A 14,843-nucleotide genomic window follows, 5' to 3' on the forward strand; every position below is an offset into this window, starting at 1 on the left:
GATGACTTGCTGGCTGATTACGATGCCAAGTAATTAAAGCTTCACGGCGACGACATACTGTGTCGCTAACTGATTTACATGTCTGGCCCCCGCCCCGTATGGAGCAGGGGCCAGGCTGTGTTTTAGCATAAAACACGCACCCTACCCGCCTTGCGGGCTACACGGGTTAGCGACAAGTCGATAAACTGGAACACTGAACCTAGAATTTTTCGCGTTCACCCGCGTACCCAACCTGAAAAAGAGGGACCTTGCGAGACTTCACCGCCCGCTTCGCCACAGACACCGAAATCGCCCAATGGGATGAACACGTCATCGCCAGCCCCGGCGGCGGTAACCTGTTGCAGTCAGCTTCCTTCGCCTCGGTCAAAGCCAAGCACGGCTGGAAGCCCCTCTACCTGGTCTACGAAGGCACCACCGTCCTGAACGGTGAGAGCGCTCCCTTCGCCAGCTACAACCTGATTCTTGAAAAGTCTGTTCCTGCCCTGGGCAAGATCTGGTACATGATCAAGGGTCCCGGCGTGAACTCTGTTGAAGAGATCCCCGCGATCCTGGACGCTAACCGCGAATTCGTCACCCGCGAAAAGCTCGGCGTTTTTGCTATCAAGATTGAACCCGATATCATCGCTGACGAAACCACCAAGGCTCTCATGGCTAAGAGCGGCCTGGTCAAGAGCTGGAATATTCAGCCCAATGACTCCACCGCTATTCTGGCAACCGATAAGAGCCAAGAGGAGGTCCTCAAGTCGCTCTCCTCACGCGGTCGTAATGCCGTGCGTCGTTCACTGCGCGAAGGTTGCCAGGTGGAGCGCGTGCCGCTAACTGAAGAGAACATGAAGAAGATGTACGCCCTCATGGACACTGTGGGCCAGGGCAACGCCCAGGTGAACCTGCGCTCCTACGACTACTACCGCGACTTCTGGACCACCTTTGAAAAGGCCGGGCAGGGGCGCCTCTACTTCACCTATGAAGACGGTGAACCTTCCGTGGGCGCTTATGTCATTCGCTACGGGGAAAAGGGAACCTACAAGGACGGCGGTTCCAAGCCCCGGCGTAAGCAGTACGGTGACTCCCACCAGGTGCAGTGGACTGCGCTGACTGACCTCATGAAAGAGTTCGGTATCAAGAGCTACGACTTCTGCGGCACCCCGCCAAAGGACCAGCTGAAGAACAAGGAACACCACCACTACGGCCTGGGTCTCTTTAAGACCTCCTTCACCAAGGAGGTCATCGACTACGTTGGTGTCTGGGACCAGGTGCTTTCACCGTTCAAATATAAGGCCTGGAACACCAGTGTTGAGAAGGTCATGCGTCAGCTCTGGGTTCGTAAGACCGGTCAGCCTTTCTACTAAACCAGCACGAACCGCTTTGGCGGTTATCTTGAACTTTCACCGATCAGGCGGAAGGAGTATCCCTTTCAGTGAGCAAGAGCTCTACCGGCTTGCAGCAGAAGGCATACCCTTCTGCCTCTGCATTTGAAACAGGTATTGATAAGACAGAAGATAGCGGTGCCTTTGGACAAACCGGGCTTCTGCCCCGTGCCGACACTGCAGTATCTGTGCTACCCGCTACGGGGCAGACTGCTGCCCAGGACTCGGAAGCCCCCCGGTCGCTAGGTGGTGCGCTTCCGGTAGTGTCCCTGGCTCAGGTGCGCGATCCCAAGCTTCGCGATGCCCTGGCTCATCTGGGAGATGCCCCCAGCTCACCGGTGCAGGGGCAGGATAGCCCTACCGCAAGCCCCGCTCCAGCATCTGCCTTTGACCAGTTAGCACCGCCAACCTATCAGGTACCTTCCGCATTTGGGCCGGCCACTGACCTGAGTCTCAACCAGGCCCAACCGCCCAGCACGGAAGCAACACCTCCACCAGTCGATGATAGGCCCACAGCGTCAAGGACGGGCGGACTCCAGAAGGCTTTCTACCCCTCGGTAGCGGGTGCTCATACCGTGGCACGGCCCCTGACTGCACCCAAGCGGCCTTCGCGTATGCGTTCGTCGCTTAAGTCCTTTGTGAGCACGGACCAGTCCCTGACCAAACCGATGCGCGGCATCGCCCGCCTGGCCCAGCGCCCTTTCAATATCGCCTCCGCCCACCGGGCCGAGTATGTGCGCGAGAAAGAAGAAGCGCGTGAGGTCCTCAACTTCTCCCTGCGACTGGCTGAGACCATGTTCCACTACGGGGCAGATACGGTCGATGTGGACTCCGCAATCGTTGCGGTGTGCGCCGCCTATGGTCTGGAAGACGTTGAAATCGACATCACTAACCAGTCGGTTATTATCAACTACGTCTCAGATATTGATGAGGTTGATGACCAGACCCGGGCAATTGACTTCTCCGGCTCCGGAGCCATGTCCTCGAGCAAAGAACGCTTTAGCCACACGGTATTGCGCGTGGTTCGTTCCTGGTCCGAGAACTATGCGGCCCTAGATGACATTTATAAGCTAATCACCGAGATTACCGCCGGCAATCTGCCACGGCATCGGGCTGAACGCCGCCTGCACCGCATTAATACTGCTAAGAAGCCCTACTCGCCCATGATTATCATGCTGGCTAACATGCTAGCGGCTTTCTCCTTGGTGCTGGCTCTGGGCGGTTCGCTGGCGGCGGGCGCTGTAGGCGGTATCGTCTTTTTGGCCATTCACTTTGTGAACAGTGTGATTTCACGTCTCAAGATGCCCAGCTTCTTCAACATGGCTGCGGGCGCGGGCGTCGTAACGTTCGCATCTATTCTTATTTCCGATGACTCGTCTATCTTCTCCCAGCTGGGGCTCCACGTGAGCGCACCGCACATTGTGGCTGCGGGCCTGATCATGCTTCTGCCCACCGCCCGGTTAGTATCAACAGTCCAGGACGCCCTCAACGGTTTCCCGCTGACCGCAGCAGGTAAGTTCGTCTCGACGGGCATGTCATTTCTGGGTATTGTGGTGGGGCTTGCCTCAGCGGTGGCAGTCCTGACAGCTCTAGACATTAGAGAACTAGATATTACCGAGACCCGCTTTGTGGGGGCCTCTTTGGGGGTAAGCTACCTTTTCTTTATGCTAGCTTCCCTGGCTTTTGCGGTCACAACTCACGCCCGCTGGCAGACACTCTTATGGAACTTACTGATTGCTACCAGTGGTTTTTGGGTCTACCAGGGCTACACTTTCCTTTTTGGGGCTGGTGCAGGACGTGCCAATACCGCTTTTGCGGCTCTGGTCATTGGCCTCATGAGCACCTTCTTGGCTTACCGCTTGCAGGCCCCAGCCTCTATCTTTTATGTACCGGCCCTAACTTTTCTCCTGCCCGGTCTTTCCATTTTCCGGGGCCTTTATATCTTCACCGTAGAGGCTAATCCTTCGACTGGTGTGCCGGGGATGGTTGCGGCAATTTCAATTATCCTTTCTATGGCGTCTGGGGTGGTCCTCGGTAGCTACCTGATGCAGTACTTTATTCAGCAAGCGTCGGGTCAGCTCCAAACAGAAAAACAAGATCCGAAAGATACTCGGGACCGCTAAAGTGAGCCCAGACCTTCCCCCTATCATTTAGGAGCCGGCCAGGGGTGGCATTCTCAGCTGCCGCCTTGAGTGGGACAGATAACTGAGACCGGTAGATTTTCCGATCTGCTTCAGGGCTTTAGAGAGCCCAGTTCACCGGGGAGGCCCCCTGAGCGAGCAAGAGCTCATTGACGCGGCTAAAGGGTCGAGAGCCAAAGAAACCCCGCGAGGCAGAGAGCGGCGAGGGGTGCGGTGACTCCACGCAGGGGTAGCCACCCAGTAGCGGTTTGCAGGAGCGGGCATCTGCGCCCCACAGTAGCCCTACCAGCGGCCTGCCCCGGGCGACCAGGGCTTGAACAGCGGCGGTAGTGACCTGTTCCCAGCCCAGGTTGCGGTGGGAACCTGCGGCCCCAGCACCCACCGAAAGAACCCTATTGAGGAGCATGACCCCCTGCTGACTCCAGGCCCGTAAATCCCCGTGATCCGGGGGCATGATGCCCAGATCGGTGTTGAGCTCTTTGTAAATATTGTGCAGGGAACGTGGCACCGGCCTGACCTCGGGACGTACAGAGAAACTTAGCCCCATAGCGTGCCCTGGGGTAGGGTAGGGGTCCTGACCCAGCACCAGAACCTTGACCTGGCTCATGGGGTAGGTGAAGGCCCTAAAAATATCCGGGCCAGGGGGCAGGGTGTCCCGGCCAGCCTGATGCTCGGCCCGCAAAAAATTACCCATAGCCCTAATCTGAGGCTCCACGGGTGCCAGGGCCTGCGCCCAGTCCGGGTCCATAATCTCGTGTAGGGGCTGAGCAGGCACGGCGCTTATTCTCCTCTTGTATGCGGTATTCTCCCTATAAGACTAGACCACCGAAAGAAGACCCATGAACATGCCAGCCGGTTCACCCACACCAGAGTCTCAGACTAGCTCTACCCACCGGCTTACCGAGCAGGAGCGCGCCATCTTAGATATGGAGAAAAAACGCTTCAAGTACCAGGGAAGTAAAGAACAGGCCATCAGCAAAGACCTGGAGCTGAGCCCGATTGCCTACTACCAGCAACTCAATGCACTGATCGATAATCCGCGCGCTATTGCCGCTGAACCGGCCCTTACCCGCAAGCTCCGGCTCACACGCAACCGACTCACCTAAAACAGGGCGGGGGAGTGTACCCTAGAAGCTGACCCCCGTAGCAACCGTGCACCGAAAGAGGCGACCAGTGAACACCTACCCCCGTGACGAGTTCGATGATGTCGAAGAAAACTCCTCCCGGCGGGGTGCCTACCGCGGACGAGTCACCGACACCTCAACCTCACGGGCCGGCCTGCTGGCTGTCATCATCAGCGGTATTCTCGCCCTCCTGGTGGGCGGCATCATGTACGTGGTTTCGCCCCGGACTGCTGGCCCGGGTACCACAACCGCGACCGCATCGGCAAGAGCCACCGCAACAGCTACCGCCGATGCCAGCCCCAGCACCAACCCAGCTAGCGTTACCGTAGCGGTCTATAACTCAAGCGCCCCCGAAGGCTCAGCCAGCACCGCCGCCAGTGTCTTGCAAAAAGCAAACTACAAGATTACTGAAACCACCAACTGGACCGGCACCTATGCCACCGAGTCCATGGTTTACTTTGCTACCGGGGCCTCATCAGAAGCCAACGAAGTCGCTGACCTCTTAGGTATTGCCTACATCAACCAAGACTTCCAGGCCGAGACCGGTGAGGTCTATGTGGTGCTCGGAGCAGACTTCGACCCCACCGCGCTTGCAGAGCAGACCCAAGTGGCCAGCGCGGATGCTGCCACCTCGACAGCAACAGAGGATAGCCAGCTCTTCTACGTCTATGACCCGGTGAACGGGACTTACACCGCCACCAGCAAGACAGAGGCCCTGGCCTCGGGTAAGGTTCTCTACCGTGTGGACCCCGCTACCGGTGCCTACGTTGAATACTCCGGAACTGATGCCAGCTCACCAGCCTCAGCGACTACGGGAACCGCTACCCAGAACACCCAGCGCTACAGCCTGGACCCTGCTACCGGCACCTATGTACTGGATCCTGCCGGTGCCTATATCTACGATTCTGCTACTGGAACATACACACAGGGCTAAGCGAGATCTAAGCCCGGGAGCTGTAGCTTTGTGCGCTGTTGGCGATTAAGGCTTCTCAAAGCGAATAATAGGTTTGCGCGCTCTGGGCTCAGGTGCCAAGATTGTAGTTAGCACTCAGAGGCTTGGACTGCTAAATCATGTGCTAGATTCTGCACCCGGGTGGCTCTGAGTAAAACACCTGAGCGATTTCTTGGTGAGGTTCTCCCCGTGCCGCCCCTATGGCGGCCCCGGTAGCGCCGTCCGTCGCGGGCACCGACTAATCGCGCTCACACCTAATGTTCCAGAAGGAGCGAAAGCCATATGGCAAAGCTGATTGCTTTTGATGAAGAAGCACGCCGCGGTCTTGAAAAGGGCCTCAACACCCTCGCAGACGCAGTAAAGGTAACTCTCGGCCCCCGCGGTCGTAACGTTGTCTTGGAGAAGGCCTGGGGCGCCCCCACCATCACCAACGATGGTGTTTCCATCGCCAAGGAAATCGAACTTGAAGACCCCTACGAGAAGATTGGCGCTGAGCTGGTCAAGGAGGTCGCAAAGAAGACTGACGACATTGCCGGTGACGGTACCACCACCGCAACCGTTCTAGCTCAGGCTCTCGTCCGCGAAGGCCTGCGCAATGTTGCCGCTGGCGCTGATCCCCTCTCCCTCAAGCGCGGTATCGAAAAGGCTGTAGAAGCTGTTACCGCTGAACTGCTCGCTTCTGCCAAGGAAGTTGAGACCGAAGAGGAAATCGCCGCAACCGCATCTATCTCCGCTGGTGACCCCGAAATCGGTAAGCTCATTGCCCAGGCTATGGAGAAGGTCGGCAAGGAAGGCGTTATCACAGTTGAAGAGTCCAATACTTTCGGCCTGACCCTTGAACTGACCGAGGGTATGCGCTTTGATAAGGGCTTCCTCTCCGGCTACTTCGTTACCGATGCTGACCGTCAGGAAGCTGTCCTTGAGGACCCCTACATCCTGATCGTTAGCTCCAAGATCTCCAACGTCAAGGACCTGGTTCCCGTCTTGGAGAAGGTCATGCAGGCCGGTAAGCCCCTGCTGATTGTTGCCGAGGATGTTGAGGGCGAAGCCCTGGCCCTGCTGGTTCTGAACAAGATGCGCGGCTCCATCAAGTCTGTTGCCGTTAAGGCTCCTGGCTTTGGCGACCGCCGGAAGGCTCAGCTGGCTGACATCGCTATTCTGACCGGTGGACAGGTTATTACCGAAGAGGTTGGCCTGTCACTTGATACCGCAACCATCGACCTGCTGGGCCAGGCCCGCAAGGTTGTTATCACCAAGGACGAGACCACCATCATCGAAGGCGCAGGTGACCCTGAGGCCATCGAGGGCCGCGTTGCTCAGATCCGTGGCGAAATCGCTAACTCTGACTCTGACTACGACCGCGAGAAGCTGCAGGAGCGTCTGGCTAAGCTTGCCGGTGGTGTTGCTGTGCTCAAGGCCGGCGCTGCTACCGAGGTTGAGCTCAAGGAGCGCAAGCATCGCATCGAGGACGCCGTCCGCAACGCTAAGGCCGCTGTTGAAGAGGGTATTGTGCCCGGCGGCGGTGTTGCCCTGATTCAGGCTGGCGTGAAGGCTTTTGAGAAGCTGGAACTGACCGGCGATGAGGCAACCGGTGCCAACATCGTCCGTGTTGCCATCGACGCTCCCCTCAAGCAGATTGCTTTCAATGCTGGCATGGAGCCCGGTGTCGTCGTCGATAAGGTCCGTCACCTCTCTGCTGGTACCGGCCTGAACGCCGCAACCGGTGAGTACGAGGACCTGATGGCTGCCGGTATTAACGACCCCGTAAAGGTCACCCGCTCAGCTCTTCAGAATGCAGCGTCAATTGCCGGTCTCTTCCTGACCACCGAGGCTGTTGTTGCCGATAAGCCTGAGCCTGCTGGTGCGGCACCGGCTGCCCCCGACATGGGTGGCATGGGCGGCATGATGTAGTCTGCCGCTTGCTCTGGTAAGTAGCCTCTCTTTGAGCTGAGAACTCCGCCTGCCCCGTTTGGGGTGGGCGGAGTTCTCTTTTAAGGACGCTGACTAAAAAATGCAGATAAGGGTATTGTGGTTCACACTTATTGGGAGTATTCTTTAAATCACTTAAGAGGTTTCCTCTAAGTTTTACTCATCAGTCTCAAAGGCGAAACTGAAAGGTGTGAGGCTCATGGCCACACTCGTGGATCTTGTTCTCTACGCAATTATCGTAGGCTTGCTGGCTCTCTTGCTGGGTGCCTACCTAGCAGATGGGTGGACCAAGCTGGAGAAGAAGAGCAATGAGGCCCTTCGCCAGGATGTTGCCTTTGGGGCCGGTGGCTAAAAGTTAATAGTGATTGTGTTTTCCTTTTGAGCCGGCACCCCGGAACGGGGTGCCGGCTTTTATCTTCCGTTACCGCCTGCTTACAGGGGGCGGTAAGATAGTCACGCTATGCAATGCCACTATTACGATGCCAGCCTGTGCCGCTCCTGCTCACTAATTCTTACCCCTTATGCACAACAGCTTGAGGGGAAGCAGAGCGATGCCCGCAAACTGATGGCACCGTGGCCCGGTATCGAGTGGCTAGCACCGGTGGCGAGTGCTGAAACCGGGTTCAGGAACAAGGCTAAGCTGGTGGTGGGTGGAAGCGTCCAGGAACCAAGGCTCGGTATCTTGAGCCGGGACGGTGCGAGTGTAGACCTGAGCGACTGTCAGCTTTACACCGCACCTGTAGCAGATACATTCCCGGTGCTCAAGGAGCTAATTAGCCGGGCGGGGCTTACCCCCTATAGCGTTGCCCGGCGTAAGGGCGAGCTCAAAAATATTCTGGTGACGGCCTCTGAGGCCGGTGAGCTTCTCATTCGCTTTGTGCTTCGTTCCAAGAAACTACTGGTACCTATCCGGCGCGAGCTTGACTGGCTCCACACCCAGCTCCCTCAGCTCGCGGTTCTTAGTATTAACCTGCTCAGGGAACATATCGCCTTGGTGGAGGGCGACGAAGAAATCATCCTGAGCGAACGCCAGACCCTACCGATGCAGGTCAACGACCTAACGCTCCACCTACGCCCGCAGAGCTTCTTCCAGACCAATACAGCGGTCTCAGCAGCTCTCTACCGCCAGGGGCAGGAATGGGTAAAAGAGTCCCAGCCCAATACCCTCTGGGACCTCTACTGCGGTGTGGGCGGCTTTGCCCTCCACGCGGCGCAGGTCATGCCCGAAGAGGCCAAAGTTACCGGCATAGAAATCAGCCCTGAGGCTATCGAGTCAGCCCGCCGGGCGGTGGCCGAGTACGACCTAACCGGTATTGAGTTTTCCGCTCAGGATGCCAGGGCTTACGCTCTAGAAAGCGGTCAGGTACCCGACCTGCTGGTGCTTAACCCGCCCCGTCGCGGCCTTGGCCCTGAACTTTCGACCTGGATTGAGGCCAGCGGTATCGAGCGGGTTATTTACTCAAGCTGTAACCTAGCTACCATGGTTAAGGACCTGCACCAGATGCCTTCGATGCAAGCGGTCAAGGGCCGGGTTATGGACATGTTCCCCCACAGTAGCCACTACGAGACAATTGTGCTCTTGGAGCGCTATTCGCTCAGCTAACATAGGCTTCAGAGAGCTCAGGCTGCACTGGTCAGGTCACCAAGAGCCTCACACTAGTAGGGGCAGAAATGAGCCAGGCCAGGCGTTTGACTCTTGGCAGTTTCTCTGCCTGATTGACTAGAGGCTCCGATGAAGGTCTGTCTTTAAAGCGGGGGTGTGAGAGCTCGCTTGACCATATAGGGAGCGGTTACCTTCTGCGCTTCTAGATGGTGAGGTCCCTTACTAGCAACAGCTACGAGATGGGTGTCCTCGTAGACCTGCCAGGTAATCCAAAAAGGTACCGCTTCTGCCTGCTCCGGTAGGTAGGCTTTGGCACCTGCTGTGAGCCCGTGGACGCTACCGATATCGGTGGGTAGGGGCGGTAGCGCTAGCATCACCTGGTTAGGTTTAACAGATAGTCCGTGTCCGCTGGCCTTGAGAACTGCTTCTTTAGCGCACCAGAGCATCTGGCGTACCAGCCGGGCCTGATCCGGTAGGAGCGAATCCACGACACGTTTTTCGTAGTCAGCTAGTGCAATACGGTCAAAGCCGTCAAAGTAGTGGTCTCTTACCGTAATCAGGTCAATTCCAAGGGCAGTATCGGATGCTGAGTACACACCGGCGGCCAGGCCAAGGGCGCGCGCCATGTTCAGGTTTACTCCCTCAAGGCGGGGTTTTCCGTGGCTTGCTGACTTCAGGCAGAGACTGCAGGAGCGGTCTACGGGAATCTGTGAGGCTTCTGCATCCCTTACCCCGAGTACGGTAGCAGCGATACAGCGCATGAGGGTGTGCTGGGCCGCGTAGCTCATGGCCTCTTCGGGGCTTGCATACTCTGCGGCTCGCTTCTGCTCTGTCATACCAACGTAGGCCAGCCAGCTGACACCGTGCCCGCTCCGCAAGGTCTCCGGGGGCATCAGAAAGAGAGCCAGTCGGGTGTGACTTGCCCCGTCAACTATTGAAGCGTGAACCATGCTCCTATTCTAGCTGTGCCTACCCTCTTATAGCCGGGCGTAGAATGGAATGGCTAGTCCGTAGGAGGGTAGAGGAACCATGACCGAGAAAATAATTGCTGCTGCCGATGGATCTGCCCTGGGTAATCCCGGCCCCGCAGGCTGGGCCTGGTACATTGACGAAACCCGGTGGGCCGCCGGAGGGTGGGCTCACGGGACAAATAACATGGGTGAACTCAAAGCTGTTCTGGACCTCTTCGAGGCTACGGCGCACCTTCCTGAAACCCATCTGCACATTATCTGCGATAGCAAATACACCATTGATTCTATTAGCCGCTGGTTGCCGGGGTGGAAGAAGAAAGGCTGGAAGAAAGCGGACGGTAAGCCGGTACAGAATCTTGACCTCATGCAGGCACTGGATGCCGCCATTGAGGGCCGCTCCTATTCTTTTGAGTGGGTCAAGGGCCACACCGGCCACCCCCTCAATGAGGCGGCTGATCGGAGAGCTAATGAGGCTGCCCAAGCCTACCGCGATGGCGTGGAACCTCTGACCGGGCCTGGCTGGGGTAAGGGTGAGAGCTCGCAAGAGTTTCCTGATGACTCCGCGGCAGATACCCCTGACCCTGAGACTCTAGCGCCCACAGAGCAGGTAGCTGATGACGCGGTGGAAGAGGCCCGTAGCTGCGAACTGCAAACGCTGAACCCTTCAATCTACGGGTCTGAAAAGCTACTGGGCAGCTTGCTTCACCCGGAGCTAGCCTGGGTTGTTCCAACAGGCCAGGTAACTGACCGCGATACGGTCCTTCACTACCGTCTGCGTGCTTGTGCTAGTAGTGGGCCTGTCGAGGAAGTCTTGGCAACTGAGTTAGGTACTGAGGCAACCCTGCTAGTAACCAGAGTGCCTACGGATAAGGGCCTGCTGATCCGTTCAAGTACCTGGGTGCTTACTGGCGGTAGCTGGAAGCTCCGCTACCGCCAGGACACCCGAGCCTAGCCGACAAACATTGAGGCGTTAGCCAGTTCGGTATCGGAGTAGTTGATGCCGGCCCGTGATAGGGCCTCGTTGATTTGGGCAATGGACTCTTCGACCTGTCGCTGGGTATTGCGCCAGTTAGTTAGGACCCCCTGAAAGTTGGCAGAGGCTGAGCCGGTCCATGATCCCTGCAGATCCTGGAGGGAGGTGGTGAGCGCATTGACCTCTGAAACGATGGTATCTACCTGGCCGCGGGCTTGGGCTGACTTGCTGGCGATGAGGTCTGCATCGACGTTGAACTGTGCCATGGGAGGCTCTCCTTTTGCATAAAGATTGGGTCGTTGGCTACCGGTGCCGGTGTCTAACTGGCTACCGGTGTTTTGACACTAGCCCCCTCACCTGGCGCGGACTACCCCCGTGTGATGGTGTGGAAAACCCCGGTTCGGGTGGGCCACCTAAACCGGGGCGTTTAACGTCAATCGTAAGCCCAAAATGATGTAAATGCGTCTGCAATATGAAGCTCGCCCGGCATTTATACACAAGTGTTCTCCCGGGGCAAGACCGCCTACTTTTGCCGGGGGAGAGCAACCGGGCCTGTATGGGTGCTGTACTGGGGGAGCCTGATAGTGAAAGTGGCACCGCCGCCTTCGGTTTCTTCAATACTGATTGAGCCATCGTGCTGGCTAACAATAGCCGCTACAATCGCCAGGCCCAGGCCAGTCCCGCCTGTCTCCCTGGTCCGGGAGGTATCTGCCCGGTAGAACCGTTCAAAGACGCGTTCGGCATCCTCACCGTGGATGCCCGGGCCGTGATCTCGCACCTGGAGCATGGAGGTCCAGCTACCGTCGATACCGGGAACAGAACCCACCGCTATTTCAATGGGGGAGCCGGCGGGCGTGTAACGCAGGGCATTGGTCATGAGGTTGGCTAGCACCTGGCGTAGCCGTTGCTCATCACCCCAGACCAGGGCCGTAAGCGCCTCTGCGCCTTCGAGGCCGACTACCTCAATGGTTCGGTCGGGTTCAGAAGCAAAGGCGTCGTTGGCGGCATCCTGGGCTAGTCTGAGCAGGTCTACCTGAGCGTTCTCTGTCACTCGCCGTTCGTCTAGCCGTGCCAGGGTCAGGAGATCTTCTACCAGCTGGCCCATGCGCTTTGACTCGGATTCAATCCGGTCCATAGCCATAGCAACAGCCTCGTCGTTAGGTAGCCCGCCCATACGGTAAAGCTCAGAGTAACCACGGATGGACACCAGCGGGGTTCTGAGCTCATGCGAGGCATCGCCTACAAAACGCCTCATTTTAACTTCAGAGCGTTTTTGCGCGTCAAAGGCCTCCTCAATATGGGAGAGCATGGTGTTGAGTGAGGTAGTGAGATGGCCGATTTCGTTGTAGGGGCTGTAGTTCTCGATACGCTGAGAAAGATCGCCTGCCGCAATCTGGGCGGCGGTCTGTTCTACCCTTGCCAGCGGCTCAAAGGCTCGGGTGACAATGACCCAGGTCAGGGCTATGGAGGCAAGCAAAGTAGCCACGCCAAAGAGTAAGGTCAGGCCGCCTACGATGGCTACGGTCTGGTTGATCTGGGTGAGCGGTGCGGCAATGACCAGGGTCTGATGGGTCTCATCCACAGGGAAAGCGATCAGACGCCACTCGGTGTGCCCGCTTGACGAGCGGACCGTCAGCGCTGCCTTGTTGTATTTTTTGACGTTTTCAGCGGTCAGCCCAGAGATCAGGGGCGAGGAGGTTTCGTCGGCCAGAGTGGCTACCGGGCGCACAATCTTTCCGTCGCTATCAAGTAGGTAGGCCTCGTAGGGTATAAAAGTTCCCTCTGTTTGAGAGAGCTGCTGGTCTGCATACACTGCGGTGACCAGGTAGCTGTAGCTGGCCTCAATCTCATCATCGAGCTGGTCCATCATCTTGGCTCGAATGGCAGAAATAGCGACCAGAGACATGACCGAAATGGCCAGGGCCAGGAGCATAGACGTTAAAAGCACCAACTGGGTCCGCAATGAAAGCGAACCCAGCCGGTGCACAGAGAGACGAGAGCGCAAACTCTTACCCCTTAATTTTTGTTAGCTGTCCGTAACAGGTAGCCCACGCCACGCTTGGTGTGAATGAGCGGGGGGAGCTCCGGATCGTTGTCAATTTTGCGGCGCAGGTAAGAGATGTAGGACTCCACGATAGAGGCGTCGCCGTTGAAGTCGTACTCCCACACATGGTCAAGAATCTGCGCTTTGGAGAGCACCCGGTTGGGGTTGAGCATCAGGTAGCGCAGCAGCTTGAATTCGGTGGGGGAGAGGTCGATTTCGCGGTCGCCACGGAAAACCTCGTGGGCATCGTCATCAAGAATTAGGTCATCAACCCGCAGGCGTGAATCTTCTTCGTGCTGGGGCTGAGTGCGTCGCAGCACGGCGCGGATCCGAGCTACCACTTCATCAAGGCTAAAGGGCTTAGTGACGTAGTCGTCACCGCCGACGGTAAGGCCGGTGACCTTGTCCTCGGTGTCGTCTTTAGCGGTGAGGAAGAGCACGGGAAAGAGGCGGCCGGAGCTGCGCAGCTTACGGGTGACAGTAAAGCCATCCATATCAGGCAACATGACGTCAAGGACGGCCAGGTCGGGGGACTCAGTTTCGGCCTTATCAAGGGCTTCACGCCCGTTGGACGCCGTAACAACCTCAAAACCTGCAAAGCGCAGGGAAGTTGCCAGCAACTCTAAAATGTTGGGCTCGTCATCGACGACCAATAATTTTGCTTCAGGTTCTTTGATGTTCACAGTTCTATTGTGCGCTTATTACCTGTGCGCTACCTGTGCACAGCTGGGCGCTTCGCTGGGTATTAGGGAAAGGTTGGGTCTGATGCGCGCAGAAACGCGAGCCGAGAGGGACAGCTCCAGTCTAGCTTGTTCGGCGGCGAAGCAGAGTAAAGAAAAGAGCCGCTAATAAGGCCATGAAAGCGACCGGGAGCACCATCAGCGGGATAATACTCAGGATATGGGGAGCTGAGCCGGTCGCCCATTTAAGCAGAAGCATAGCCAGCCCAGAGATAGCACTCAGAATCATGAGGGCAAGAGAGCTCACCCCCAAAGAACGGATGGTCTTGCCGTAGGGGAGCTCGGGGGTTTCAGAAAAGTCAGAGTCCATACCCAATAAGGTATCAAGATTAGGCCGCCTCGGAGGGCACGTTCTGAGAAGGTAGTGGGAGGGAAACCCCACAACTCGCGCTAGCCTGCTTTAATAGAGGGTATGACTGAAGTGGTAAAAGACGGGCTCCAAGAAACCGGTAGCGATAAGTTCTTGCTACCCCCTGCCCCTGATTCTTCTGCGGAGCAGGGTTTAGGGCTTGAAAAGGACCAGGCACCGGCTCCCGAGCCGACCCTGGGCCTACCTACCCGCCGGCGTCGAACCAGCAAAGTTGATGCCGTCCTTGCCGCCGCTAAAGATGTAGCTCTTGCGGGGCTGGCTGACATTGCACCCGAAAACTCTATTGGCCCGGTCCACCACCTGCGCGGTGAAGAAGAGCGGCTCACCACCCACCTCTTTGAATGTGACCTCCCTGGCTACAGGGGCTGGTTCTGGTTTGCCACGCTCTCCCGCGCCCCGCGTTCTAAGGTCGCAACCGTCTGCGAAATTGGGCTGATACCGGGTGACGATGCTCTTCTTGCCCCTGCCTGGGTTCCCTGGGCTGACCGCCTGCGCCCCGAAGACCGCGAGGACCTTGATTACGATCAGGAAATACCCGAAGGCGACGCGGCAGACTTTGAGGGCGAATATGCCGAGAGTAAGTCAGCTTCAACCCCGGTGGCCGCTACCCAAGAATGAGTGGGCTGTTG

Annotated in this window: 15 protein-coding genes; 9 read left to right on the forward strand and 6 right to left on the reverse strand. The window is 57.4% G+C overall.

Features of this window, described 5'->3' with window-relative positions:
- Positions 1-248 precede the first annotated feature (248 nt).
- Both ACN080_RS03695 and ACN080_RS03700 read left to right on the forward strand, forming a co-directional pair.
- Positions 249-1,349: a lipid II:glycine glycyltransferase FemX gene (locus ACN080_RS03695; protein ID WP_419099108.1), complete on the forward strand. Its 1,101-nt coding sequence runs from the start codon at positions 249-251 to the stop codon at positions 1,347-1,349.
- A 68-nt stretch (positions 1,350-1,417) separates the two neighbouring features.
- Positions 1,418-3,490, forward strand: coding sequence for a threonine/serine exporter family protein (locus ACN080_RS03700; protein ID WP_419113079.1), 2,073 nt, complete (start codon positions 1,418-1,420; stop codon positions 3,488-3,490).
- A gap of 118 nt (positions 3,491-3,608) precedes the next feature.
- Here ACN080_RS03700 and ACN080_RS03705 read toward each other — a convergent pair whose 3' ends face one another.
- Positions 3,609-4,283 (reverse strand): uracil-DNA glycosylase, encoded by a 675-nt coding sequence (locus tag ACN080_RS03705; RefSeq protein ID WP_419113080.1) that lies wholly within the window; start codon positions 4,281-4,283, stop codon positions 3,609-3,611.
- Positions 4,284-4,347: 64 nt separating this feature from the next.
- On the opposite strand from ACN080_RS03705, the gene ACN080_RS03710 reads away from it, so the two are divergent.
- The 5 genes from ACN080_RS03710 to rlmC all read left to right on the forward strand — a co-directional run bounded on the left by ACN080_RS03710 (position 4,348) and on the right by rlmC (position 9,116).
- Positions 4,348-4,614 carry a DUF3263 domain-containing protein gene (locus tag ACN080_RS03710; protein WP_419113081.1) on the forward strand — a complete coding sequence of 89 codons (267 nt, stop codon included), beginning with the start codon at positions 4,348-4,350 and terminating at the stop codon, positions 4,612-4,614.
- 67 nt (positions 4,615-4,681) lie between these two features.
- Complete coding sequence (locus ACN080_RS03715) at positions 4,682-5,566, forward strand: LytR C-terminal domain-containing protein (RefSeq protein ID WP_419113082.1); 885 nt, start codon at positions 4,682-4,684, stop codon at positions 5,564-5,566.
- Positions 5,567-5,866: 300 nt separating this feature from the next.
- On the forward strand, positions 5,867-7,495 hold the full coding sequence (groL, locus tag ACN080_RS03720) for a chaperonin GroEL (protein WP_419113083.1): 1,629 nt from the start codon (positions 5,867-5,869) through the stop codon (positions 7,493-7,495).
- A gap of 217 nt (positions 7,496-7,712) precedes the next feature.
- The gene (locus ACN080_RS03725; RefSeq protein ID WP_419099114.1) at positions 7,713-7,865 is read left to right on the forward strand and encodes a hypothetical protein; all 153 of its coding nucleotides are present in this window, start codon (positions 7,713-7,715) and stop codon (positions 7,863-7,865) included.
- A gap of 108 nt (positions 7,866-7,973) precedes the next feature.
- Entirely contained in the window at positions 7,974-9,116 is a 1,143-nt protein-coding gene (gene rlmC, locus ACN080_RS03730) for a 23S rRNA (uracil(747)-C(5))-methyltransferase RlmC (RefSeq protein WP_419110870.1), read from the forward strand.
- Between the two features lie 143 nt (positions 9,117-9,259).
- On the opposite strand, the gene ACN080_RS03735 is transcribed toward rlmC, so the two are convergent.
- Positions 9,260-10,066 (reverse strand): 4'-phosphopantetheinyl transferase family protein, encoded by an 807-nt coding sequence (locus ACN080_RS03735; protein WP_419099116.1) that lies wholly within the window; start codon positions 10,064-10,066, stop codon positions 9,260-9,262.
- A 79-nt stretch (positions 10,067-10,145) separates the two neighbouring features.
- Here ACN080_RS03735 and ACN080_RS03740 point away from each other — a divergent pair, with 79 nt between their 5' ends.
- Positions 10,146-11,039 carry an RNase H family protein gene (locus tag ACN080_RS03740; RefSeq protein ID WP_419111664.1) on the forward strand — a complete coding sequence of 298 codons (894 nt, stop codon included), beginning with the start codon at positions 10,146-10,148 and terminating at the stop codon, positions 11,037-11,039.
- On the opposite strand, the gene ACN080_RS03745 is transcribed toward ACN080_RS03740, so the two are convergent.
- From ACN080_RS03745 to ACN080_RS03760, 4 genes are all read right to left on the reverse strand, one after another.
- Positions 11,036-11,326: a WXG100 family type VII secretion target gene (locus ACN080_RS03745; RefSeq protein ID WP_419099118.1), complete on the reverse strand. Its 291-nt coding sequence runs from the start codon at positions 11,324-11,326 to the stop codon at positions 11,036-11,038. The two genes, ACN080_RS03740 and ACN080_RS03745, sit on opposite strands and share 4 nt — an antisense overlap.
- Positions 11,327-11,583: 257 nt before the next feature.
- On the reverse strand, positions 11,584-12,993 hold the full coding sequence (locus ACN080_RS03750; protein ID WP_419113101.1) for an ATP-binding protein: 1,410 nt from the start codon (positions 12,991-12,993) through the stop codon (positions 11,584-11,586).
- Positions 12,994-13,076: 83 nt separating this feature from the next.
- Positions 13,077-13,787: a response regulator transcription factor gene (locus ACN080_RS03755; RefSeq protein WP_419099119.1), complete on the reverse strand. Its 711-nt coding sequence runs from the start codon at positions 13,785-13,787 to the stop codon at positions 13,077-13,079.
- Positions 13,788-13,908: 121 nt separating this feature from the next.
- Positions 13,909-14,154 carry a hypothetical protein gene (locus ACN080_RS03760; protein WP_419113084.1) on the reverse strand — a complete coding sequence of 82 codons (246 nt, stop codon included), beginning with the start codon at positions 14,152-14,154 and terminating at the stop codon, positions 13,909-13,911.
- Positions 14,155-14,256: 102 nt separating this feature from the next.
- Here ACN080_RS03760 and ACN080_RS03765 point away from each other — a divergent pair, with 102 nt between their 5' ends.
- Positions 14,257-14,832 carry a DUF3027 domain-containing protein gene (locus ACN080_RS03765; protein WP_419110866.1) on the forward strand — a complete coding sequence of 192 codons (576 nt, stop codon included), beginning with the start codon at positions 14,257-14,259 and terminating at the stop codon, positions 14,830-14,832.
- Positions 14,833-14,843: the final 11 nt, after the last annotated feature.

Origin of the sequence: Rothia sp. CCM 9416, from assembly GCF_048513535.1 — a bacterium.
Taxonomy (GTDB): domain Bacteria; phylum Actinomycetota; class Actinomycetes; order Actinomycetales; family Micrococcaceae; genus Rothia.